General features: G+C 64.9%; 20 protein-coding genes. 11 read left to right on the plus strand and 9 right to left on the minus strand.

Annotation, left to right across the window (positions count from 1 at the left end; translation table 11 throughout):
- Nucleotides 1–7: 7 nt before the first annotated feature.
- Both iolG and QQS38_RS02710 read right to left on the minus strand, forming a co-directional pair.
- Nucleotides 8–1,015, minus strand: coding sequence for an inositol 2-dehydrogenase (gene iolG / locus QQS38_RS02705; RefSeq protein ID WP_479643814.1), 1,008 nt, complete (start codon nucleotides 1,013–1,015; stop codon nucleotides 8–10).
- Nucleotides 1,008–1,889: a MurR/RpiR family transcriptional regulator gene (locus QQS38_RS02710; RefSeq protein ID WP_479643815.1), complete on the minus strand. Its 882-nt coding sequence runs from the start codon at nucleotides 1,887–1,889 to the stop codon at nucleotides 1,008–1,010. The genes iolG and QQS38_RS02710 overlap by 8 nt, the downstream gene beginning before the upstream one ends.
- A 283-nt stretch (nucleotides 1,890–2,172) precedes the next feature.
- Here QQS38_RS02710 and QQS38_RS02715 point away from each other — a divergent pair, with 283 nt between their 5' ends.
- From QQS38_RS02715 to iolB, 7 genes are all read left to right on the plus strand, one after another.
- Nucleotides 2,173–3,231: a sugar ABC transporter substrate-binding protein gene (locus QQS38_RS02715; RefSeq protein ID WP_479643816.1), complete on the plus strand. Its 1,059-nt coding sequence runs from the start codon at nucleotides 2,173–2,175 to the stop codon at nucleotides 3,229–3,231.
- A 123-nt stretch (nucleotides 3,232–3,354) separates the two neighbouring features.
- Nucleotides 3,355–4,506 (plus strand): ABC transporter permease, encoded by a 1,152-nt coding sequence (locus QQS38_RS02720; RefSeq protein ID WP_479643817.1) that lies wholly within the window; start codon nucleotides 3,355–3,357, stop codon nucleotides 4,504–4,506.
- 17 nt (nucleotides 4,507–4,523) lie between these two features.
- The gene (locus QQS38_RS02725; RefSeq protein WP_479643818.1) at nucleotides 4,524–5,339 is read left to right on the plus strand and encodes an ATP-binding cassette domain-containing protein; all 816 of its coding nucleotides are present in this window, start codon (nucleotides 4,524–4,526) and stop codon (nucleotides 5,337–5,339) included.
- 68 nt (nucleotides 5,340–5,407) lie between these two features.
- Nucleotides 5,408–7,423, plus strand: coding sequence for a bifunctional 5-dehydro-2-deoxygluconokinase/5-dehydro-2-deoxyphosphogluconate aldolase (locus QQS38_RS02730; protein WP_479643819.1), 2,016 nt, complete (start codon nucleotides 5,408–5,410; stop codon nucleotides 7,421–7,423).
- A complete protein-coding gene (gene iolD / locus QQS38_RS02735) occupies nucleotides 7,423–9,381 on the plus strand; it encodes a 3D-(3,5/4)-trihydroxycyclohexane-1,2-dione acylhydrolase (decyclizing) (RefSeq protein ID WP_479643820.1) in 1,959 nt (652 codons plus the stop codon). Before QQS38_RS02730 ends, iolD begins: the two co-directional genes overlap by 1 nt.
- A gap of 65 nt (nucleotides 9,382–9,446) precedes the next feature.
- Nucleotides 9,447–10,370, plus strand: a complete 924-nt coding sequence (iolE, locus tag QQS38_RS02740; protein ID WP_479643821.1) for a myo-inosose-2 dehydratase — start codon at nucleotides 9,447–9,449, stop codon at nucleotides 10,368–10,370.
- Nucleotides 10,367–11,170 (plus strand): 5-deoxy-glucuronate isomerase, encoded by an 804-nt coding sequence (gene iolB, locus QQS38_RS02745; protein WP_479643822.1) that lies wholly within the window; start codon nucleotides 10,367–10,369, stop codon nucleotides 11,168–11,170. Before iolE ends, iolB begins: the two co-directional genes overlap by 4 nt.
- Nucleotides 11,171–11,302: 132 nt before the next feature.
- On the opposite strand, the gene QQS38_RS02750 is transcribed toward iolB, so the two are convergent.
- The 7 genes from QQS38_RS02750 to QQS38_RS02780 form a co-directional block, all read right to left on the minus strand.
- Nucleotides 11,303–12,016 carry an ABC transporter ATP-binding protein gene (locus QQS38_RS02750; RefSeq protein WP_479643823.1) on the minus strand — a complete coding sequence of 238 codons (714 nt, stop codon included), beginning with the start codon at nucleotides 12,014–12,016 and terminating at the stop codon, nucleotides 11,303–11,305.
- A complete protein-coding gene (locus QQS38_RS02755) occupies nucleotides 12,013–12,804 on the minus strand; it encodes an ABC transporter ATP-binding protein (RefSeq protein ID WP_479644088.1) in 792 nt (263 codons plus the stop codon). Before QQS38_RS02755 ends, QQS38_RS02750 begins: the two co-directional genes overlap by 4 nt.
- 2 nt (nucleotides 12,805–12,806) lie before the next feature.
- Nucleotides 12,807–14,069, minus strand: a complete 1,263-nt coding sequence (locus QQS38_RS02760) for a branched-chain amino acid ABC transporter permease (RefSeq protein WP_479643824.1) — start codon at nucleotides 14,067–14,069, stop codon at nucleotides 12,807–12,809.
- On the minus strand, nucleotides 14,062–15,000 hold the full coding sequence (locus tag QQS38_RS02765; protein WP_479643825.1) for a branched-chain amino acid ABC transporter permease: 939 nt from the start codon (nucleotides 14,998–15,000) through the stop codon (nucleotides 14,062–14,064). The genes QQS38_RS02760 and QQS38_RS02765 overlap by 8 nt, the downstream gene beginning before the upstream one ends.
- A gap of 1 nt (nucleotide 15,001) precedes the next feature.
- On the minus strand, nucleotides 15,002–15,457 hold the full coding sequence (locus QQS38_RS02770; RefSeq protein ID WP_479643826.1) for an acyl-CoA thioesterase: 456 nt from the start codon (nucleotides 15,455–15,457) through the stop codon (nucleotides 15,002–15,004).
- 93 nt (nucleotides 15,458–15,550) lie between these two features.
- Nucleotides 15,551–16,081: an NUDIX domain-containing protein gene (locus QQS38_RS02775; protein WP_479643827.1), complete on the minus strand. Its 531-nt coding sequence runs from the start codon at nucleotides 16,079–16,081 to the stop codon at nucleotides 15,551–15,553.
- A gap of 81 nt (nucleotides 16,082–16,162) precedes the next feature.
- Nucleotides 16,163–17,449, minus strand: a complete 1,287-nt coding sequence (locus tag QQS38_RS02780) for a YbfB/YjiJ family MFS transporter (protein ID WP_479643828.1) — start codon at nucleotides 17,447–17,449, stop codon at nucleotides 16,163–16,165.
- A 420-nt stretch (nucleotides 17,450–17,869) separates the two neighbouring features.
- Here QQS38_RS02780 and QQS38_RS02785 point away from each other — a divergent pair, with 420 nt between their 5' ends.
- From QQS38_RS02785 to QQS38_RS02800, 4 genes are all read left to right on the plus strand, one after another.
- Nucleotides 17,870–18,682, plus strand: coding sequence for a class I SAM-dependent methyltransferase (locus QQS38_RS02785; RefSeq protein ID WP_479643829.1), 813 nt, complete (start codon nucleotides 17,870–17,872; stop codon nucleotides 18,680–18,682).
- A gap of 256 nt (nucleotides 18,683–18,938) precedes the next feature.
- The gene (locus tag QQS38_RS02790) at nucleotides 18,939–19,871 is read left to right on the plus strand and encodes a LysR family transcriptional regulator (protein WP_479643830.1); all 933 of its coding nucleotides are present in this window, start codon (nucleotides 18,939–18,941) and stop codon (nucleotides 19,869–19,871) included.
- 185 nt (nucleotides 19,872–20,056) lie between these two features.
- Nucleotides 20,057–21,073: a PDR/VanB family oxidoreductase gene (locus tag QQS38_RS02795; protein WP_479643831.1), complete on the plus strand. Its 1,017-nt coding sequence runs from the start codon at nucleotides 20,057–20,059 to the stop codon at nucleotides 21,071–21,073.
- Nucleotides 21,074–21,154: 81 nt separating this feature from the next.
- The gene (locus QQS38_RS02800; protein ID WP_479643832.1) at nucleotides 21,155–22,270 is read left to right on the plus strand and encodes a Rieske 2Fe-2S domain-containing protein; all 1,116 of its coding nucleotides are present in this window, start codon (nucleotides 21,155–21,157) and stop codon (nucleotides 22,268–22,270) included.
- Nucleotides 22,271–22,331 lie beyond the last annotated feature (61 nt).

Raw genomic sequence — 22,331 nt, forward strand, 5'->3', positions numbered from 1 at the left:
GCTCCCTCTACTCGCCCACCGCGACCACTCGGCCCTCGCGCCACGAGCGCGTCGCGGCCTCGGCCAGTTCGAGCGCCTTGACGCCGTCGGCGATCGTCGTGCGCACGCTCGCCCCTTGCGTCACGGCATCGAAGAAGTGCGCGACCTCGTTCGCATACGCGGCGCGATAGCGCTCGAGGAAGAACGCTTCGGGCAAGTCGCTCGAAACCGCGCGCGAGGAATATGCAAGCACTTCGGTGGGCCGCACGTTGCCGGCCTGCAGCATGCCCGCGCTGCCAAGCACCTCGAAGCGCTGGTCGTAGCCGTATGCGGCGCGCCGCGTCGTATTGATCTGGCAGAGCCGCCCGCGTTTCGTGCGAATCGTGACGGCCGTCGAATCGATGTCGCCCGCGTCGAGGATCGCCGGGTCCGTCAGGCAGCTTCCGCTCGCATGCACCGTCTGCGCCTCGTCATCGAGGATCCAGCGAAAGATGTCGAAGTCGTGGATCAGCATGTCCTTGAAGATGCCGCCCGAGCGGCGGATGTACTCGACGGGCGGCGCGCCGGGGTCGCGGCTCGTCACGACGAGCATTTCGGGCGTGCCGATTTCGCCCGCGTCGAGCCGCGCCTTGACCGCGGCGAAGGTCGGATCGAAGCGGCGCTGAAAGCCGATCATGCAGACGACGCCCGCCGTTTCGACGGCACGCGCGCAGGCGCGCGCCCGCTCGAGTTCGAGATCGACGGGCTTTTCGCAGAAGATATGCTTGCCCGCGGCCGCCGAACGCTCGATCAAATCGGCGTGCGTATCGGTGCTCGAACAAATGACGCTGGCGCCGATGCTCGCATCGGCTAGCGCAACGTCGGCCTCGACCACCATCGCACCGTACTGCGCCCCAAGCTCCGCGGCCGCGGCGCGATTGACGTCGACCACGTATTTGAGCCGCGCACCCGGATGCCGCGCGAGATTGCCTGCATGAATGCGGCCGATGCGGCCCGCGCCGAATACCGCGACGTCGATCGCGTCTTGACTAGTCATCGTATCCTCCTGTGTCCTTGGATTCTTCTACGTTCAACTCGAGCCGGTACGCAAGCGCGACGAACAGCGCCTGGCACAGGCAAATGGTGCTCGTCAGTGCGCGAAAGGCGAATGCGCTGCCTTCCTTGACGAATAACTGCGCGCTCGCGTAACGCCCGAGCGGCGACAAACGGCTGTCGGTGATGACGAGCGTTTGCGCTTGGTGATGATGGGCGATACGCAAGCAGTACTGCGTCTCGCGGCCGTAGGGTTCGAAGCTGATGGCGATGACGACGTCGCCCTTCTTCACGCTGCGGATCTGCTCGCGAAACATGCCGCCGAAGCCCGAGATGAGATGGACGCGCTTGGCCGTGTGCTGCAATGCATAAACGATGTAGCTCGCCACCGGAAACGAGCGCCGCACGCCGATCACGTAGATGTTCTCGGCATGCTGGAGCATCGAGACGGCCGCCTCGAATTGCTCGTCGTCGAGCGTCGCTTCGAGTTCGTCCAGGCCATTGCGGCAGGCGGCGACGAACTCGCGCGCGACGTTGCCGCCCGATAAGCGCCCCGGCTTTTCGTCGATCAGTTTGCGAATCCGTTGCTTATAGGTCTGCCCCGAAGGACTCTGGCCTGCGTACGCCTGCTTGAACACGGCCTGCAGATCGGAGAACCCCGAAAACCCGAAGCGCTGCGCAAAACGCACTACGGCAGATGGATGCACGCCGCAACTCGCGGCGATGTCGCTCGTGCGGTCGACCATCACGCTCGCTCGATGCTGTTCCAGGTACGACGCCACGCTCTTCAATTGCCGGGGCAGCGCGTCGTAAGCGTCGGCGACACGCTGCATCAACTCGTCGACGCTCGGCAATTCGTCCGTGGTCTCTTCCTGCATGGCTCTCATCCTGTTAAACGGGTGCTGCGCTCCGACGCTTCGCTGCGGCACGCCATCGCTCCTCGGTAGCGGCTCGAGCGCCGCTCGAAAGCTGCGGCCGCAGCGCGTCCCGACGATGCGGATTATAGGCACGTCCGCCATGAAATGGAATGAATTTTCCATTTCCACCGACAATGAAATTTTCTTTGCAATCCTGATCGAGTTCGCCTAATCTTTGTCGTGAGCGGCGCGCGCCGGTCGCGGCATCGCTCCCAACGACATAACTTCGAATAGGTGGAGACAAATGAGACTTTGCACACGCAAGGCCGCAGTGAGGACGTTCGCCGCGGCATTCACGTCCGCGCTGGCATTGGCGTTCGGTCCGTTCGCGGTCTCGTCGGCCCACGCAGCCGACGCCAAATTCGTGCTGATCAGCCACGCGCCCGACTCCGACTCGTGGTGGAACACGATCAAGAACGCCATCAAGCAAGCCGACGAGGACTTCGACGTCCACACCGACTATCGCAATCCCCCCAACGGCGATTTGTCCGACATGTCGCGGCTCGTCGAACAGGCCGCCGCGCGCAACTATGACGGCGTGGCCACGACCATCGCCGATTTCGATGTGCTCAAGAGCTCGATCAAGAAGGTCACCGATAAGAAGATTCCGCTCGTCACGATCAACTCGGGCACACTCGAGCAGAGCAAGCAACTCGGCGCGATCATGCATATCGGCCAGTTGGAATACGTCGCGGGCCATGCCGCCGGCGAAAAAGCGAAAGCCGCGGGCATCAAATCGTTCCTGTGCGTCAACCACTATGCGACGAACCCGGCCTCGTTCGAGCGTTGCCGCGGCTTTGCCGAAGCGCTAGGCGTGGACTTCAAATCGTCCACGCTCGACGCTGGCCAAGACCCCAACGGCGTGAAGTCGAAGGTCGAAGCGTATCTGCGCAATCACCCGAATACCCAGGGCGTGCTCACGCTCGGGCCGCTCTCGGCCGATCCGACGATTCGCGCCCTGAAGGACATGGGCTTGGCAGGCAAGCTCTGGTTCGCGACGTTCGATTTCGACGACGACATCGCGAAGGCGATCGGCGACGGCACGATTCAGTTCGCCATCGACCAGCAACCGTACCTGCAAGGCTATCTGGCCGTGGCCGTGCTCGCGATCGCCAAGAAGGAGCATACGAGCGATCCGATGGCGATCGAGAAGGCGCTGCAAAACAATCCGAAGTTCAAGGCCCGGCTCGACGCCTACGGCCTCGCGCCCGTCTATCAGCCCACGACGATCCTCTCCGGCCCGGGATTCATCACGAAGGCCAACGTCGACAAAGTCGTCAAATTCGCGGGGCAATACCGCTGAGCGACGCGTTTTTCCCGCGCTTCGCTTTTGCATCAGCGGCTATTTCAATTTGATCGTTTTGCATGACAGCGCGGTGCGGGCCGGTTTTTCGGATGGCCCACACCGCGTACAAGGAGACATTCGATGGGCGTCGCCGATCACTTTCACGCCAACTTGCGCAAGCAGCACGAGTCGAATCCGCAAGACGCGGCCGATGAGCGCGTGCGCCGCGAATCGTGGTTCAAGCAGCTTTTGTCCCGCCCCGAGTTCGCCTCGCTCGCGGGCACGGTCATGGTGTTTCTCGTTTTCGCGATCGGCGCCGGAAATTCCGGCATGTTCAATCTCGACGGCATCATGAATTGGTCGCAGGTGGCGGCCTATCTGGGCATCATCGCCGTGGGCGCGTGCTTGCTCATGATCGCGGGCGAGTTCGATTTGTCGATCGGCTCGATGATCGGCTTCGCGGGCATGATGGTCGCGCTGCCGACCATGTACTTTCACTGGCCCATCGAGCTTGCGATCGTGTTCGCGTTCGTGGGCTCGATGTTGCTCGGCGCGCTCAACGGCTATCTCGTGATGCGCACGCGGCTGCCCTCTTTCATCGTCACGCTCGCGTTCATGTTCATCCTGCGCGGCCTGACGCTGGCGCTCTCGGTCATGTTCGCCGATCGCACGATCATTTCGGGCGTGGGCGACGTTGCAGCGAAAAGCGCTCTCGCGCACACCTTGTTCCAAGGCGTGGCGTTTCACGGGCTGTTCCGCTGGCTCGGACACATCGGCCTCGTGAAGCTTCTCGACTCGGGCGAACCGCTCGTGCCCGGCGTGCCGAAAGTGATCGTCTGGTGGCTCGCTTTGGCCGCGGTCTGCGCATTCACGCTCGCCAAGACGCGCCTGGGCAATTGGATCTTCGCCGTGGGCGGCGACGCCAACGCGGCGAAGAACGTGGGCGTGCCCGTGCGGCGCGTGAAGATTCGCTTGTTCGTGCTGACCGCTTTCTGCGCATGCCTCTTTGCCGTGCTGCAAGTGTGCGATATCGGCTCGGCCGCGGCCGACCGCGGCTTGCAGAAGGAGTTCGAAGCGATCATCGCGGCCGTGATCGGCGGCACGCTGCTCACGGGCGGCTACGGCTCGGTCGTCGGCGCGTGCTTCGGCTCGCTCATCTTCGGCGTCGTGCAGATCGGCATCACCTACACCAACATCGATTCCGATTGGTTCCGCGTATTCCTCGGCTTGATGCTGCTGTTCGCGGTGCTCTTCAACCATTATGTGCGTAGCCGCATCGCGGCGGCGCGTTGATCGACGGAGCCGTACCGATGACTTCCGCTACCCAAACCCCGGGCCAAGACGCCGACTACATCCTCGCGCTCGAAAACGTCAGCCGCTATTTCGGCAGCGTGATTGCGCTCAAAGACGTCACGCTCAGACTGCGGCGCGGCGAGGTGCATTGCCTGCTGGGCGACAACGGCGCCGGCAAATCGACGCTGATCAAGACGCTCGCGGGCGTGCATACGCCGAGCGAGGGGCAGTATCTCGTCGACGGCCAGCCCGTGCAATTTGGCTCGCCCAAAGACGCGCTCGATCTCGGCATTGCGACGGTCTATCAAGATCTGGCGCTCGTGCCGCTGCTTTCCGTCGCCCGCAACTTCTTCATGGGCCGCGAGCCGAGCCGAAAACTCTTCGGGCTCATCAACGTGCTCGACATCGAAACCGCCGCCACGACGGCGCGCGACAAGCTGGCCGAGATGGGCATCCACGTGCGCGACGCCAATCAACCGATCGGCACGATGTCGGGCGGTGAGCGGCAGTGTCTGGCCATCGCGCGCGCGATTCATTTCGGCGCACGCGTGCTGATTCTCGACGAACCGACGGCCGCCCTCGGCGTCAAGCAAAGCTTCAACGTGCTCAAGCTGATTCACAAGGCGCGCGAGCGCGGCATCTCCGTCATCTTCATCACCCATAACGTGCATCACGCCTATCCGATCGGCGATTCGTTCACGCTGCTCAATCGCGGCCGCTCGATGGGTACGTTCACCAAGGACACGATCAGCAAGGACGCCGTCCTCGACATGATGGCCGGTGGCGCGGAAATGCAAAAGATGATCGCCGAACTCGACGGCGCGACGATCTGACGCTCGAGCGCGCCACTCACGCGAACACACATCGACGCGCTACACAACGTTTTCTCAGGACCCACTCCATGGCTGCCTCCCCTCCTTCTCATCCGTCCACCGGCCGCTTCGCCCCGGGCCGCACGCGCGACATCATCTGCCTCGGCCGCCTCGCGGTCGATCTCTACGCGCAGCAGATCGGCGCGAGGCTGGAAGATGTGACTAGCTTCGCCAAGTATCTGGGCGGCTCCTCCGCCAACATCGCTTTCGGCTGCGCGCGGCTCGGGCTCGCTTCCGCGATGCTCGCGCGCGTGGGCAACGATCACATGGGCCGCTTTCTCGTCGAGACGCTCGCGCGCGAAGGCTGCGATGTCGGCCACACGCGCGTCGACGCCGAGCGCCTGACCGCGCTCGTCTTGCTCGGCATCAAGGACCGCGACACGTTCCCGCTCGTGTTCCATCGCGAGAACTGCGCGGATATGGCGCTCGACGAAGGCGATTTCGACGAAGCGTTCATCGCTTCGAGCAAGGCGCTGCTCATCACTGGCACGCATTTCTCGACTGAGCGCGTGAACCGCGCGAGCCGGCGCGCGCTCGAATACGCACGGCGCAACCAAGTGCGCACCGTGCTCGACATCGACTATCGCCCCGTGCTGTGGGGGCTCACCGGCAAAGCCGACGGCGAAACCCGCTTCATCGCCGATGAAAACGTCACCGCCCATTTGCAGCGCATCTTGCCGTTGTTCGATCTCGTGATCGGCACCGAAGAAGAGTTTCGCATCGCGGGCGGCAAGCACGAACTCATCGATGCGCTAGCGATGGTGCGCGCCGTGACGCCCGCCACGCTCGTGGTCAAACGCGGTCCGCTCGGCTGCACCATCGTCGAAGGCAAAGTGCCGGCTTCGATCGACGAGGCGCCGACCGAACACGGCATGGAAGTGGAAGTGCTGAACGTCCTGGGCGCGGGCGACGCCTTCGCCTCGGGCTTTCTGTCCGAGTGGCTGCGCGATGCGCCGCTCGCGCGCTGCGCGCACACGGCCAACCTGTGCGGCGCACTCGTCGTGTCGCGCCATGCCTGCGCCCCGGCGATGCCGACGCCGGCCGAACTCGACTACTTGCGCGAGGCCGTCGAGCGAGACCCGGCGCGCATGCGCCGGCCCGATCTCGACGCGAAGCTCGCACGGCTGCATCGCGTGAGCGTCGCGCGCGCGCCGCATGACGAGGTGCTCGGCTTCGCCTTCGACCACCGCAATCAGTTCTTCGAGCTCGCCCAGCAAACGGGTGCGAGCGAGGCGCGCATTGCCGAACTGAAGCGCCTGTTCGTCGACGCCGTCGCGCAAACGGAAGCGGCGCTCGGCTTGCAAGGACGCATCGGCGTGCTCATCGACGACCGCTACGGCCAAGACGCGCTCAATGCGGCCACCGGCCGCGGCTGGTGGATCGGCCGTCCCGTCGAGTTGCCGGGCTCCCTGCCGCTCGTGTTTCAGCACGGGCGCTCGGTCGGCACCGCGCTCGTCGCTTGGCCCCAGGAGCACGTCGTCAAGTGTCTGGTTCAGTATCACCCGGATGCGCCCATCGCGGAACGCGTCGAACAAGAAGCGCAGCTTCGCGCGCTGTACGACGCCGTGCAAGCGAGCGGCCACGAGTTGTTGCTCGAAGTCATCCCGCCGCATCGCGACACCCTTCCCGCCGCGCCCGATACCGTCTTTCGCGCTTTGAAGCGGCTCTACAACCTCGGCATCCAGCCCGAATGGTGGAAGCTCGCCCCGCTCAGCGCCGAGCAGTGGCAGGCGGTCGATGCACTGATCGCCGAGCGCGACCCCTACTGCCGCGGCGTCGTGTTGCTGGGTCTCTCAGCCGGCGTCGACACGCTCAGCGAAGGGTTTCGCGCGGCGGCAGCCTCGACCACCTGCAAGGGCTTCACGGTCGGGCGCACGATCTTTCACGAGCCGAGCCGCGCTTGGCTGGCCGGCGAAATCGACGACGCGGCCCTCGTTGCGAACGTGCGCGCGACATTCGAAACCTTGATCGACGCGTGGCGCGCGGCGCGAGCCGATAGGGGCGAGGCCACGCAGCCGCAAGCGGCGCGGCGGGAGGCGGCGTGATGAACCTGCGTATCGACGAAACGACGCTCGACGGGCGGGGCGCCGCCACAGCCGAGGACGGCCCGACGATTCGGCTCACGGCCGCGCAAGCCCTCGTGCGTTACCTCGCGGCGCAGCACGTCGAGGACGGCGAAGGATCGACGGCGCCGCTCTTCGGCGGCGTATTCGCGATCTTCGGGCACGGCAACGTCGCGGGCCTGGGCGAGGCGCTCTATCAGCATCGAGACATGTTGCCGACCTATCGCGCCCACAACGAGCAAGCCATGGCGCACAGCGCCATCGCCTACGCGAAAGCGCACATGCGCCGCCGCATGATGGCGGTGACGACTTCGATCGGTCCGGGCGCGACCAACCTCGTCACGGCGGCCGCCCTTGCCCACGTCAACCGCTTGCCGGTTCTGCTGCTGCCAGGGGACATCTTCGTCTCGCGCGCGCCGGATCCGGTCCTGCAACAGGTCGAGGATTTCCACGACGGCGGCCTATCGGCGAACGACACGCTCAAACCGGTCTCGCGCTATTTCGACCGCATCGGGCATCCGGCACAGTTGCTGAACGCGTTGCCGCGCGCAATCCGTGTGCTGACCGACGCCGCCCTGACGGGCCCCGTCACGCTCGCCCTGCCGCAAGACGTGCAAGCGATGGCATACGACTATCCCCGCACGTTCTTCGAACGGCGCATCGTGCGTTTTCACGCGCCCACGCCCGGTGAGGACGAGCTCGAAGCGGCGCTCGCCGCGCTGCGCCGCGCCCGCTCGCCGGTGATCGTGGCGGGCGGCGGCGTGCTATACAGCCGCGGCGGCGCCGAAGCACTGCGCGCCTTCGCCGAGCGCCATGGAATCGCCGTCGGCGAAACGCAAGCGGGCAAAGGCGCGTTGCCGTGGAATCATCCGCTCAACGCCGGCGCCATCGGTGTCACGGGCGCGAGCGCAGCGAACGCGCTCGCGCACGAAGCCGATTGCGTCATCGCCGTCGGCACGCGCCTGCAAGATTTCACGACCGGGTCCAACACCCTGTTTGCGCAAGCGAGCGTCATCGGCATCAACGCCAATGCGTTCGATGCGCTCAAGCATCGTGCGACGAGCGTTTGCGGCGACGCCCGCGCCACGCTCGATACGTTGAGCCAGCGGCTCGGCGGCTGGCAGGCGAACGCCGACTGGACGCAGCGCGCCCGCAGCCTGTGCGACGCATGGCGCGAGACGGTGGCCGCGCGCACGAACACGCCGCGCGAAGACGGTACGCTGCCCTACGACGCCGACGTCATCGGCGCCGTGCAGCGGTCGAGCGCGAGCTCGCCCGAAGGCGACATCGCCGTGTGCGCCGCAGGCACTTTGCCGGCCGAATTGCACAAGCTTTGGCGCGCGGCGCGCCCTGGCGGCTATCACGTCGAATACGGCTACTCGTGCATGGGATACGAGATCGCGGGGGGCCTCGGCGTGAAGCTCGCGCGGCCCGAGCGCGAGGTCATCGTCTTCGTCGGCGACGGCAGCTATCTGATGATGAACAGCGAGATCGCCACCTCCGTCATGCTGGGGGCCAAGCTCATCGTCGTCGTGCTCGACAACCGCGGCTACGGCTGCATCAACCGCCTGCAACAAGCTTGCGGCGGCGCGCCCTTCAACAACTTGTTCGACGACTGCTTGCAGGGGCCGCTCGGTGCGCCCGCGATCGACTTCGCCGCGCACGCCCGCTCGCTCGGCGCGCATGCCGAGCACGTTGCCGATGTCGCCGGGCTAGAAACGGCGCTCGCTCGCGCGCGTGCGGCCGATCGCACGTCGGTGGTGGTCATCGACACGGACCCGGCGCGCACCACCGACGACGGCGGCTGGTGGTGGGAAGTCGCCGTGCCGGAAGTATCGGCGCGCGCGGCGGTGCGCGAGGCGCGCAATCACTATGAAACGAAGCTAGCCGAGCGTGGCGGCGCACCCGCCGGCGCATCGCATCGGCCCAATGACGCTTGAACGCGTTGCGCTAGCCTTACCGCCCGCAACGCCTTCGCAACGTGAAACGAACCAAGGAACGCAGCATGACCGATTTTCAAGTGCGCATCGGCGTGAACCCCCTCTCGTGGATGAACGACGATCTTCCCTCGTTAGGCGGCGAGACGCCGTTGTCCGTCGCGCTCACCGAAGGCCGCGCCATCGGCTACGAGGGCTTCGAGCTCGGCAATAAATTCCCGCGCGAACCGGATGCGCTCAAAGCGCTGCTCGCGCAGTACGATCTGGCGCTCGTCTCGGGCTGGTATTCGGGGCGCCTCGCCGAGCGCAGCGCCGAGGAGGAGATCGCGGCCGTCGGCCCGCACCTCGAACTGCTCGCGAAGAACGGCGCGACCGTGATGGTCTACGGCGAAGTCGCCCAAACGATCCAAGGCTCACCGGTCCCGCTCTATCAGCGGCCGCGCTTTTTCACCGCGGATCAATGGGACGCCTATGCCGCGCGCGTCGATCGCTTCGCTCAATACACGCGCTCGCACGGCGTGCGTGTGGCCTACCATCACCACATGGGCGCTTATGTCGAAACGCCCGCCGACGTCGAGAACCTGATGCGGCGCACGAGCGATGCGGTCGGACTGTTGCTGGATACGGGACACATCACGTTCGCGGGGGGCGATCCGCTCACCACGCTCGAGGCGTACGCATCGCGCATTTGCCACGTGCATTGCAAGGACGTGCGGCCCGAGATCGTCAAATTGGCCCGTAATCGCGACTGGAGCTTTCTCGAAGCCGTGATCAACGGCGCTTTCACCGTGCCCGGCGACGGCGCGGTCGATTTTGCCGCCGTCATTGCGAGCTTGAAGCGCCATGGCTATCGGGGCTGGCTCGTGGTCGAAGCGGAGCAAGATCCCACCGTTGCGCCGAGCTTCCAGTATGCGCAGCTTGGGTACAGGACGCTACGTGCACTCGTCGATGCAGCGAGCGCCCCGGCCAACACCGAGAGGGCCATCGCATGAGCCTGCTAGTCAAAGCCCAGCGCGAGGGCATGACGATCGCGCGCGTGACGCCGGAGACGGCGGCCTGGCGTTACGTCGGTTTCGCCGCCTACCGGCTGGCGCACGACGAGGTGCTTTATGTGCACGAAAGCGAGCGCGAATCGTGCATCGTCGTGCTCTCGGGCGCCGTGTCGATCGACGTGGGCGGGGCGCGTTACGCGAGTGTCGGCGCACGCGACAGCGTGTTCGAGGATGCCGCCCCCTACGCCCTGTACGTGCCGCCCAACGTGCGCGCGACCGTGCGCGCGGAGCGCGACGCGGAACTGGGCGTAGCCAGTGCGCCCGCCACGGGTCGCTATCCGGCCCGACTCATCGAGCCGTCGCAAATGAAACGGTCGGTGCGGGGCAAGGGACTCAATACGCGCTACGTCTGCGACATTCTTCCGCAAACGGAGCCGGCCGAATCGTTGCTCGTCGTCGAAGTGCGCACACCGGGCGGCCATTCGTCGAGCTATCCGCCCCATAAGCACGACGCCGACCAAATTCCGGCGGAAAGCGCGTTGGAAGAGACGTATTACCACCGACTCAATCCCTCTCAAGGGTTCGCATTCCAACGCGTCTATACCGACGCGCGCGACCTCGACGAATCGATGGCCGTCGAAGACCACGACATCGTGATGGTGCCGCGCGGCTATCATCCCGTCGTCGTGCCGTATGGATACGAGTCGTACTACCTGAACGTGATGGCCGGGCCCGCGCGCGTTTGGCATTTCAAGAACGATCCGGCGCACGACTGGATCGCGCAGCGCGACGCCGGATGACGAAAGCGGCGACCGCGTACGGTTTGCGCTCGGCTTCTTCCGAGCGCAAATCGCGCAAGCGAGGCGCGCTTGGCGGGGTCGCGAGCGATTGCACGTCGGCGCGCCAAGCGGAACATCGCCTCACCCCGGCATTCAGCGTCCGCTCCCGATGGCAATCCATTCGTCGATGGTCTTTGCATCGAGCGCCCCCGCCGCGCCGTCGAAAACGATGCGGCCATGCCCCATCACCGCGATGCGCGCGGCCAAGCGCTGCGCCAGCGTCAGGCGTTGCTCGATCAAGAGGACCGCGCCGCCCCGCTCGCACAGGTCTTGCAAACAATCGGCCACCGCGGCCACGGCCTGAGGCGCCAGTCCCTCGGTCGGCTCGTCCACGACGAGCAAGCGCGGCTCGCCCACGAGCGCCCGCACGAGCACGAGCATTTGCTGCTCGCCGCCCGAGAGCGCGCCCGCTTCGGTCTTACGCCGTTGCGCCAGCATCGGGAAGCGCTCGAATGCCGCGTCGATCTTCTTTGCGGCCGACCGTCCGGTACCGGGCTTGATGCCAAGGCGCAAGTTCTCCTCCACCGAGAGCGTGGGAAACACTTCGCGTTGCTCGGCGACGTACCCCACGCCGCGGCGCGCGATCTCGAACGTGGGGCATGCGACGATCTGCCGCCCGGCGAACACGATCGAACCTGTGCGGCGAACGAGACCCGCTAGCGCTTTCGCGAAGGTCGAACGCCCCGAACCGTTGCGGCCGCATAGCAACACGAGTTCGCCCGCATCGATGCGCAGATCCACGCCGTCCAACACCTGCGCCTGGCCGTACCAAGCACAGACCGCCCGCGCTTCGAGCAACGCCGTCATGAGGCAGGCTCCCCGGGCGACGCGCCCAAATAGGCTTCGCGCACACGCGCGTTCGCGGCGATCTGCGCCGGCGTGCCGGTCGCAACGATGCGGCCTTGCACCAGCACCGACACGCGGTCGGCCAATGCGAACACCGCGTCCATGTCGTGCTCGATGACGAGCAACGTCTTGCCGGCCGTCACGCCGCGCAACCATCGAATCGTATGCGCCGCCTCGTCGCGGTTCATCCCTGCCGTCGGCTCGTCGAGCAACAGCACGCGCGCGCCGCTCGCCAAGGCGATGCCCAGGTCGAGCCGGCGCTGCGCGCCGTATTCGAGCGTACCGGCCGGCGTCTGCGCCGACTCGTCGAGCTCGAGTTCCGTGAGCAACGCCCGGGCGCGCTCGTCGAGCTCGCGCGAACGCCGCCACCACAGCGCCCAAGTCGAAAACGGCTGCAGCGCCCCCACGCCGCCGCGTGCGGCGAGCGCGCCGCACCACAGCGCGCAGCGCAGGTTCTCGAGCACCGTCAGGCGCGCGAACACGCGCGTCGCTTGAAAGCTGCGGCCAAGCCCGCCGCGGGCGAGAGCATGCGGGCTGCGTCCCGTCACGTCGACGCCCGCGAGCCGGACCGTGCCTGCATCGGGCTGCAGCACGCCGCCGACCACGTCGAACAGCGTCGACTTGCCGGCGCCGTTGGGCCCGATCAGAGCATGGCGTTCGCCGGCGGCAACGGACAGATCGACACCGTTCAGCACTCGCGTCGGGCCGAAGCGCCGGGCGATGCCTTCGAGACTAAGTGCGGGTGCGATCGTCACTCGTCCGCTCCCGCGCACGTTCGTCCTTGCAGTGCGGCACGCAGCGCCCAGCGCGCCGCCGCCCCGAGCGCGACGAGCCCGCCCAGAACCGCCTGTGTGGCCGGCGAAGCCAGATCGAAGGCAAGCCGCCCGAGGCGCCAGACGCCGCCGGCGTCGGCCGCGAAACGCAGCGCATAGAGCGACTCGACGGCAATCACGAGCGCACCGAGCCATGCTGCAGCGGCAACGCCGCCAAGCAGATAGATTCGGCCCCGCGCGCGCACGTCGAAAGCGCCGATGCGCGAACGATGCGCGCACCACCAACCCGCGATGCCCTCGGGCCAGCGCAGCACGACGCCGACGAACAGCAAGCCGAGATAGACGGGCCATGCGCGCGACACCCCGGCCAATGCGCCGCTCATCCCCGTCAGCACGAGCGCACCGATGACGGGGCCGAAGAACGTCGACGAACCGCCGATGACGGTTGCGATCAAGACGGCGCCGGAGCGCGTCATCGCCACGCTTTCGGACGAAGCGAGTTCGACGTCGATCAACGTGAGCGTGCCGGCAATGCCTGCGAAGAATGCCGCGAAGACGAACATGGCGTATCGAACGCGGCGCGGATCGATGCCGAGCGCGGCAACGCGCGTCGCGTTCTCGCGCACGGCATTGGCGATGCGCACGAGCGGCGTGCGCGTCAGCGCGAACACGGCGACGACCGAGAGCGCCGTCCACACGGCGATGACGGCATACGCTTGGCGCGGCGCGCCAAAATGCCAAGCGCCCCATGCGGGCCCGCTGCCGCGATCGATCGCAACGCCCGCCGCGCCGCCGAATCCTTCGGGCAACGTCCACACTGCGGCGGCGACCAGTTCGCCGATGCCGAGCGTGATCATGGCGAACGCGGTGCCGGCGCGCCGGGTGGCGACGGCGCCGAAGAGCGCGCCGCACACGGCCCCCGCGCAACCTCCCGCGAGCGGCAGCCACGGCAGCGCAACGCCGCCCCGATTGAACCAGTGGGCGGCGGCGAATGCGCCGAGACCTGCGAACGCCGCATGACCGAACGACAGCAGCCCGGTCTCCCCGAGCAGCAAGTTATAGGACAGCGCCAAGACGATCATCGCCGCCGCTTGCGCGAGATAGCCGAAGACCCAACTGTCATGAACGAAAAACAACGGCGCCGCGAGCAGCACGGCGCCGGCGGCCCAAAGCGCACCCGCGCCGAGCTGGCGAGCCTGCGCACCTTCGGCGCGTATGCGCCCGGCCGTCGGCTTACGCATCGTCCTCGCGCCTTCCGAAGAGACCGCGCGGGCGCCAAGCCAGCATCGCGATCAGCAACGCATAGGGCGCGAGCGGTGCGGCTTGCGCCACGGTGAGCGCGGCCCAGGCCGACGGCAGCCGCACGCCGACCGTTTGCAAGAGCCCGCCGAGCGAAGCCGTCGTGCCGATCGCCCACGTTTGCACGCAACCGATCAGCAACGAAGCCGCGAACGCGCCGCCGATCGAACCCAACCCGCCCACGATCACGACGACGAAGACGATGGAGCCGACGGCCTCCGCCATCCCCGGCTCGACCACGGCAAGCGGCGCGCCAATGACGCCGGCCAGCGCCGCGAGCCCCGTCCCGATCGCAAACACCCACGTGCCGATGCGCGCAACGTCGTGCCCGAGCGCCTCGACGGCGCGCGCATGCGTCAGCGCCGCACGCAATACGAGGCCCATGCGCGAAGTGCGTAGCAACGCATACAACGCGCCGAGCGTGACGACCGACACGGTCATCATGAACGCCCGATAGCGCGAGAAGGTGGTATCCCCCCAGATCATCAACGGCCCGTCGAGCATTGGGGGCAACGCGATCGATTCGCTGCCGAGCCCCCAAACGAGCTTGACGAATTCGGCCAGCAGGTACGCGAAACCGAACGTCAGCAACAACTCGTGCAGCGGGCCGTTCACGCGCGCGCGCCGCAGCAGCGTCCGTTCCAGCACGGCGCCGAAGCCCCCCATAACGATCGGTGCGCAAAACAGCGCAAATCCGAACCCTGCATGAGCGGCGATGCTGTACCCGAGATAGGCGCCGAGCATGTAAAAGCTCGCATGCGCAAAGTTCAATACGCCTAGCATGCTGAAAATCAGCGTGAGCCCGGCCGACAACATGAACAGCAACAGCCCGTAGCTGACGCCGTTGAGCGTGGCGACGGCGAATGCCTGCACCTTATGCCCGCCCCTCTTGCGCCGCGACGACGAGCGGCGCGAGGGCGCGGCGCAGTGGCTCGGGCAACGGTGCGGGCCGACGCGTCGCGCGTTCGACGTAGACATGCACGAAGTGCCCCTGCGCCGCAGCGTGCGCGCTTCCCTCTTGAAACAGCGCGACCTCGTAGCGCACGCTCGAGGCGCCGATACGCGCCACGCGCAAGCCGGCTTCGACGCGCTCGGGAAAAACGAGCGGCGAAAAATAGTTGCATTGCGTTTCCACCACGAGCCCTATCGTCTCGCCGCGCTCGAAATCGAGCACGCCCGCGCGAATCAGATACTCGTTGACGACCGTATCGAAGTAGCTGTAGTAGACGACGTTGTTGACGTGTCCGTAGACGTCGTTATCCATCCAGCGCGTCGTGATCGGCAGGAAATGGCGATAGGCATCGCGCGAAGCGGGCGTGGGTTTGCTCATGGTGCGAAAGCGGTTGGCAATGGGCGAAAGGGGCGGCAACGGATCGGACGACCGGGCACGTCGCAAAAGAACGCTGCAACGCACCGCGCGGTGTCATTGTCCCGGCTTGTCGACGAACTCGAACGGCAAACCGCGGCGGCGCATCCAATCGGCAAGCGCGAGGCCCGTGGCGGCGCGCCAGGGGCGCAGCTTGGCCCGTTCGACGAGGCGGTACTCGAGCAGCTCGGGCGAGAGCGAAATTTCGCCTTCCGCCTTCACGTGATAGGCGACGATCAACTCGTTCTTGCGAATGAAGTCGTATACGCCGACGAGCTCGGTCGCGCGCACGTACAGCGACGTTTCCTCGAGCACCTCGCGCGCGATACCGGCCTCGGGCGTCTCGCCCTGCTCCAAAAAGCCCGTGATCAGCGCAAACACGCCCTCGGCCCACGCGGCGTTGCGCGCGAGCAGAATCTTGCTCTCGTATTCGACGATCGCGGCGACAACCGGAAGCGGGTTGTTCCAATGAACGAACCCGCAGGCGGCGTCGGGGCACGCGTGACGCAGGCGGCCACCCTCCTCGGCGGCATCCGGCCGTTGGACGAGCGTGCTCGCACAGCGTGGACAGAATCGATAGTCGCTCATGGGGGTGAAGAGGCCGGCATGCGCCGGCCATTGGCCGAAACGCGCTAATTCTAGCGGCTTTGCGCCGGCGTGTGCCCCGCGTCAGTCATCGGCCGAGCGCGACTTGATCGCGACCGTGACGAGTCCAGCGGCGCCGACGAGCAACACGAGCGCGGCGAGCCAGAGCGCGGGGCCGAACGAGCCGACCCGCGCGGCGATGGGCGCGGCGACCAACGGCCCGGCGATTTGGCCCACGCCATAGGCCGCCGTCGCGTAGCCCATCAAGCCCGCTGCGCGCTCGCCGTGCAGCCGCCGCGCCTCGCGCATCGCGAACAACGTGATCGCCGTGAACGGCAAACCGATCAGGATGCTGCCGGCGGCGAAGCCGGCAGCGGTCGGAAACACGATGCCGAGCGTGATGCCGGCCGCCTGCACGAGGTAGCACAACGCAAGCAGCGCGCGGTTGTCCCACTGGGCCGGCAGCCGCGCGGCGAGTAGCGACCCCGGAATCAGCGCCGCACCGAACATGGGCCAAAAGAGGTCCGGCCAGTGCGACCCCGGCAGAGCCTGACGGGCGATCACGGGCAAAAAGGTGGCCGTGATGATGTAGCCGAAGCCGGGCATGCCATATAGAACGACGAGCCAAATGCTTTGCGCGCGGCGATCGGCCGCGCTCATGGGCGCCGCTGCGGCGGCAGCGGCGGGGCTTCGGGCTGACGTGCGCTCGTCGCCCGACGAGCCTCGTTGCCCTGCGAGGCCATCGGGCGCGCCCGCAGAGCGGGCGCTGCCCTTGGACGGCGCGAACGTTCGCCATACGAACACCGTACAGACGGCGCACAATACCCCGAACAGGAGCCAACCGAACGCCGGGCCTTCTCTCGCGGTTACGCTGACCATGAGTCCCGTCGCGACGATGCCGACGCCCGGTCCGGTATAAATCACCCCGCTCCATGCGGGGGCACCGAGCCGTGCCAGGCGCGCGAGCCCCCACTGGGACGCGAACACGAATGTCCAAGCGCTCACGACGCCGGCGACGAACCGCACCGCGACCCAAAGGGGCAGGCTGTGCGTGAGTCCCATAGCGAGCGTGAGCACGACCGTGGTCGCCAGGCCTGCGCGCACCATGCGCGAGTGTTCGACCGGTAGAAACGCGCAGGTCAGCGCGCCGACGAAATAGCCCGCGTAATTGGCCGAGGCGAGCAGGCCGCCCTCTCTCAGATCGAGCAAACCCGCGTGCAGCATCAGCGGCAACAACGGCGTGAACGCGAAGCGGCCTACGCCCAGGGAAACGGCGAGCGCGATCATGCAGGCAATGGCGACACTCGGAGCGCCGGCGGCCTCCGACCCCGGACGGAAAAAGGTATTGCGCAGTGGATCTGAGCGGGCCATCGAACCATCCTCACTACTTCGGTTGAAATCGACTGGGGATTGACGAGGACCCAAGCACGCGCAGTGCCGCGGCGCCGCCAAGCCCATCTGAGCAAGCCGTGAAGCACACGAACAACGCACCGGCAGACCCATTCGTCGTCGACGATGGTAGCCTGCAGATTCGATCATGGACAATGAATAATACGGATTCGATCTATCTCCCGGAGAGAATCATGGACGCGGCCGCGTCGACGCTTTTCGTGCGCGGGAACGCAGGCATGTCGGAAACGATCGCTGGACGACGTTGACGAAGCTGGCACGCACGGCCACCATGATGCATGGTCGCCCCTGCCCGACCCCGTTGGAGGACGCGTTGGAGAGGCCCGGCCTACTCTGGAGCGGACGATCAACGACACTATCGAGTGCATTCGAGGGGATATCATGACTGAGCGCGATAAGGTGTTTGCGGGCTCGATCCCGAAGTTCTACGACACGCTGATGGTTCCCCTGATCTTCGAGGCCTATGCCGCCGATCTGGCGGAGCTTGTCGCAGCCTCCTCGCCCGGTTCGGTGCTTGAAACGGCGGCCGGCAGCGGCGTGGTCACGCGCGCGCTTGCGCCAAAACTCGGCGCTAACGCGCGCTACGTGGTGACCGACCTCAACCAGCCCATGCTCGACTATGCCGCCACTAGGCAGGGGGCCGACAGCCGTATCGAATGGCGGCAGGCGGACGCGCTCGATCTGCCGTTCGAAGATGCCTCGTTCGACGTCGTTTGCTGCCAGTTCGGCGCAATGTTTTTTCCCAACCGGGTCGCCGGCTACGCCGAGGCGCGTCGCCTGCTCAGGCCAGGCGGGCGCTTTGTCTTCAATGTGTGGGACCGCATCGAAGAGAACGCCTTTGCAGACGACGTCACCAACGCAGTCGCCACGGTGTTTGCGCATGACCCTCCGAGATTCCTCGCCCGCACGCCGCACGGCTATCACGATATCGCACTGATCCGGGGAGAGTTGAACCGTGCAGGGTTCTCCGACATCGAGATCGAGACATGCGAGAAGGTGAGTTACGCAACCTCGGCACGCGATGCCGCCACCGCCTATTGCCTGGGAACGCCGCTGCGCAACGAAATCGAGGCGCGCGACGCCGGCCTGCTTCAGCTCGCTACGGACCGAGCGACGGAGGCGATTGCCAACCGCCACGGGGAAGGCGCGGTGGCCGGCAAAATTCAGGCGCATGTGATCGTGGCGGCAAGATAGCGAAGTCTCGGCGCAAGGCTGCTACAAGCCCCATCGGCATGTGCGATAGGGGCAGGCATCGGCAAACCACGACGCGATGCGATGTCCACAGCGATTTCCCCGAGCTTGCGCGCAATCTCAGCGTTCAATGAGGGCAGCGTCGTTCGTATGGCCTGCTCCGCGAACGTCTCGTCTTTTGCGGCCCAAACCGGCCGAGCCAAGCACCAGGATTTTCCACCGCTTACGAATGCCGCGCCACTGCGTACACTGACCGGAAATGATCTGGCTGAACTTCCTCGATACGAAGCGTGCGGAGGCAAACGTGACTTTGCAACAATTGGAGACCTTTTTCTGGACGGTAACGCTAGGCAGTTTCTCGGCGGCTGCCGAGCGGTTGTATGCAACACAGTCCGCAGTGTCCATGCGGGTGCGCGAACTCGAGCGCACGCTTGGCGTCGAGCTATTCGATCGTACCCACAGAACGGCACGGCTCACGCCCAAGGGACGAGAGCTGATGGAATACGCCAGCCGCATTCTCGATTTGTCGACAGAACTCGAGCATCGCATCGCTGCGCCGGAATCGATGTTCGGCACGGTGCGTTTCGGTGTCGCCGAAGTCATTACGACAACGTGGTTGCCCGAACTGATACGCACCATCGCCGAGCGCTATCCCAACGTCCGCCTTGAGATCGAGGAGGCGCTCACGGCAGAGCTCATGGAGAGCCTTGCGCAAGCCGAACTTGAGCTCGTCCTTGCGCCCGGTCATTCGCGTGCGCAAGATCTCTCCACGTTATCGCTTGGCTCGGTTGTCTTCGAGTGGATGGCAAGCCCCGCGTTGGGGCTTGAGGATCGCGTATACGGTCCAGCAGAATTGGCGAGCTACCCGATCATCGGGATGAAGCCGAAGTCATTTCACTATCCGGCGATCGAAGACTGGTTCCAGAATGAACACGTGCGCGGCCGCTATCTCGCGCGCTGCAAAAGCGTAGCAGTGGCGGCTTCAATGACGATGGCCGGTATGGGCGTCGCGTACCTGCCGGCAAAACACTACGCGGGCGAAATAGAAAACGGCAGGCTCAAAATCGTCACGACGTCTCCACGACTCGAACCCGTCCAGTTCGTCGCCGTGCTTCCCCAGGGACACTCCTTCTCGCTGGCCCGCACCGTGGCTGAACTCGCCCGCGAGGTAAGCACTTTCGACAGACAATAGCTGTCCGCAATATGTTGCACGGCATCAAATCAGTTCAAAAATGTTGATGTATGCACTCGAAAATTACTCGTTTGTTCTTATAGGTCGACGCATCTAGTCTTTCTCCAAAGCAAAACCGCCGGCGCATTGATCGACACGATCCGATGCACCGAAGTTGCCATCCAGAGCAGCTTATGGAGGAAGACATGAACACAGTCACTCTGCACGAAGCGCCATGTGTGCGCGAGGATTCCATTACGCCCTCGAAACTGCAGGTGCGGGTGCAGTCCGTATCCTATCTGGCGGACGACATCAATGCATTCGAATTTGTTAGCGTGGACAGCGACACGTTGCCTGCGTTTACCCCGGGTTCGCACATCGACGTTCATTTACCCCACGGCGTGATTCGCCAGTATTCGCTGTGCAATCCATCCACAGAGCGTCATCGTTATGTGATTGCCGTGCTGCGCGATCCGCTCGGTCGAGGCGGTTCAGTGGCGATGCACGATGTGTTGCGAGCCGGGCAGATCGTGACTGTGTCCGCGCCCCGTAATCATTTTTCACTGTCGAATTCGGCCACGCGACATATCTTCATCGCTGGCGGGATCGGGATCACACCGCTCATGTCGATGATCTCCGAAGTTCAACGTCGCGGCGAAGCATTTCATCTGCACTATTGCGCTCGCACGCCGCAACGAACCGCTTTCACGGGGGCATTGTGCGGTCTCGTTGCCAGCGGGCTAGCGTCGATCCACTACGACAACGGCGACCCCAGCAAGGGGCTCGATTTGAAAGCGACCCTGCAAAGCCGTCCGGAAGGCGCGCATTTGTACTACTGTGGGCCGCCAGGACTCATGGACGCTATCGAAGCGGCAAGCGGGCACTGGCCGCGCGACGCCGTCCATTGCGAGCGTTTCTGCGCATCGAGCTCGCCGGCGCAGACAGTTGGCGACGATCCCGACACGCCGTTCGACGTCGAACTGGCGCGCTCGAAGAAGCGCCTCACCGTGCATTCGGGCGAGACCATCGTCGATGCGCTGAAACTGCAAGGAATAGAAGTCGAGACCTCGTGCTGCGAAGGCTATTGCGGCACCTGCATGACCCGCTATCTCTCGGGCGACCCACTTCACCGCGACTCGGTGCTCGACGAAGACGATCGGGAAGAATTCATCATGATCTGCTGCAGTCGCGCAAAGAGCGCGTCAATCGTTCTCGACCTTTAGTTCATCGCTTCTGGTTCTTCGCACTCGGCGGGCGCAGTGGGATGCGCTTGCTAGAAAAAACCCACTGGAGACAGTTTTGTCATGAGCACATTCGAATATGTCAAAGATTGCTGGTATCCCATCGGTTTCTCCTCCGAGTTTCCCGAGGGTGAATTGCAAGGACACAAGATAGTCGGACGGCCCGTCGTAATGTGGCGTTCCGATACAGGTGAAGTCGTCGCATTCGACGATCGTTGCTGCCATAAGCGCTTCCCGCTCTCGCAGAGCAAACTGCTCGACGGCGGACGTTTGGAGTGCGCATACCACGGCTTGTGCTACGACACGAGCGGACAATGTATTGCCATTCCTTCCCAGCCGGATAAGGCGATTCCTTCGCAAGCGCGTCTCAGCGTGGTCCCGGTGAAGGAACAGGACGGCGTAGTGTGGATCTGGCCCGGCAACCCCGCAGCGGCACAACGCGTGGCGCCACCGCGCACGCCGGAAATTCTCGACCCCGCGAATCTTTCGATCGGGTCTCCTGGCCCACTGCGCGTGCCCGCCAATTATCTTCTGCTGATCGAAAACCTGCTCGACATCACACATTTCTATCCCTTGCACGACGGCAATATCGGCGACAAGGAGAACAGCAAGATTCCAGTGGACCTGGAAGAAGGCGAAAGCGAAGGATATACGTACGTAAAAACCACCCGACACGTCGACAGCTACCAGCAACCGGCCTATCTGAAGGAATGGTTTCTGTACGACACGGTAGAGCGAATTCATACGCATTGCATGGTGACCCCGGGACTCACGCGAGTCGTGATGCGCGTTGCGCCGCCAGGTGAACTCGGAACAGACAAGGAGCGCGGATACACGCTGTTGCATCTTCACTTGCCGGTCGACGAGCGCAATCTGGTCTGGCGTTGGTCCGTGTCGTGCAAGAACTGGCACAGAACCTTGAGCGACCCGACGATACCGACGGCGCAACGCGTCGCGGAAATGTTCCCGGAAGTGGTCGCACAGGATCAGTGGGCGCTCGAACGTCAGCAGGCAATGATGGAGTTTCCGGATGATGGATATTCCGAACTCTTTCTCAAGACCGACAAGGCTTTGCGCCGCGCCCGCCAGATCCTGATGGGACTTCAGCGTAAAGAGCGAGAGTTGCAGATCGTGCCAGCCGATAAGCGGACCGACGTCAAGGAGCCGGTCACGACCTGAATAGCCGTTTCACGTGGACGGCGTGGCGGGTGCCGGCTCCCGCCACGTGTGAGCGAACGTC

Source organism: Trinickia sp. Z7 (assembly GCF_056498045.1).